The sequence below is a fragment of the Corynebacterium sp. MSK032 genome, assembly GCF_030232065.1.
Lineage (GTDB): Bacteria > Actinomycetota > Actinomycetes > Mycobacteriales > Mycobacteriaceae > Corynebacterium > Corynebacterium jeikeium_D.
In genome coordinates this window covers 1-1,392 of record NZ_JASPJR010000034.1, presented here as the reverse complement: position 1 = coordinate 1,392, position 1,392 = coordinate 1, and the positions used below count along the sequence as shown (strand labels likewise).

Annotated in this window: 1 protein-coding gene and 1 rRNA gene; both read left to right on the top strand. The window is 55.7% G+C overall.

Annotated features, from left to right (window positions below):
- On the top strand, positions 1-197 hold a 197-nt coding region (locus QP995_RS10760; protein ID WP_207105045.1), incomplete at its 5' end, for a hypothetical protein.
- 105 nt (positions 198-302) lie between these two features.
- Positions 303-1,392, top strand: a 16S ribosomal RNA gene (locus QP995_RS10755); the annotation flags it as partial.

The following is a 1,392-nucleotide window of genomic DNA, read 5'->3' as shown; positions in this document are numbered from 1 at the left end:
GCGTGTGTGTTGCTGGTGGGTGCCGGGGGCCTTTGTTTGTTTTGGGTCCTTTTGTGCTTGCGGGTGATGGATTGCGTGGCGGCGCCTTTGTTTGGGTGCTTTTCGCGTGGTTTTTTCATTTGTGGGAAAGATCATGGTTGTTCTCTTCTTTTTTGGCCTCGTCGGTTCGAAGGGGAGAACGTTTTATTTTTGGATAACGGCCAGGCCGCGCACTGTTTTTGGTGTGTGGTGGTTGTTTGTCTGTTTTTGTCAGGTTTTTGGGCCTTTCATTGTTTTTTTGATTCTTCTGATTTGAAGGGTTTTTGATGGAGGGTTTGATCCTGGCTCAGGACGAACGCTGGCGGCGTGCTTAACACATGCAAGTCGAACGGTAAGGCTCCAGCTTGCTGGGGTACACGAGTGGCGAACGGGTGAGTAACACGTGGGTGACCTGCCCTGCACTTCGGGATAAGCCTGGGAAACTGGGTCTAATACCGGATAGGACCGCACCGTGAGGGTGTGGTGGAAAGTTTTTTCGGTGTGGGATGGGCCCGCGGCCTATCAGCTTGTTGGTGGGGTAATGGCCTACCAAGGCGGCGACGGGTAGCCGGCCTGAGAGGGTGGACGGCCACATTGGGACTGAGACACGGCCCAGACTCCTACGGGAGGCAGCAGTGGGGAATATTGCACAATGGGCGGAAGCCTGATGCAGCGACGCCGCGTGGGGGATGACGGCCTTCGGGTTGTAAACTCCTTTCACCATCGACGAAGGGTTTCTGACGGTAGATGGAGAAGAAGCACCGGCTAACTACGTGCCAGCAGCCGCGGTAATACGTAGGGTGCGAGCGTTGTCCGGAATTACTGGGCGTAAAGAGCTCGTAGGTGGTTTGTCGCGTCGTCTGTGAAATTCCGGGGCTTAACTCCGGGCGTGCAGGCGATACGGGCATAACTTGAGTACTGTAGGGGAGACTGGAATTCCTGGTGTAGCGGTGAAATGCGCAGATATCAGGAGGAACACCGGTGGCGAAGGCGGGTCTCTGGGCAGTAACTGACGCTGAGGAGCGAAAGCATGGGGAGCGAACAGGATTAGATACCCTGGTAGTCCATGCCGTAAACGGTGGGCGCTAGGTGTGGGTTTCCTTCCACGGGATCCGTGCCGTAGCTAACGCATTAAGCGCCCCGCCTGGGGAGTACGGCCGCAAGGCTAAAACTCAAAGGAATTGACGGGGGCCCGCACAAGCGGCGGAGCATGTGGATTAATTCGATGCAACGCGAAGAACCTTACCTGGGCTTGACATATACAGGATCGCGCCAGAGATGGTGTTTCCCTTGTGGCTTGTATACAGGTGGTGCATGGTTGTCGTCAGCTCGTGTCGTGAGATGTTGGGTTAAGTCCCGCAACGAGCGCAACCC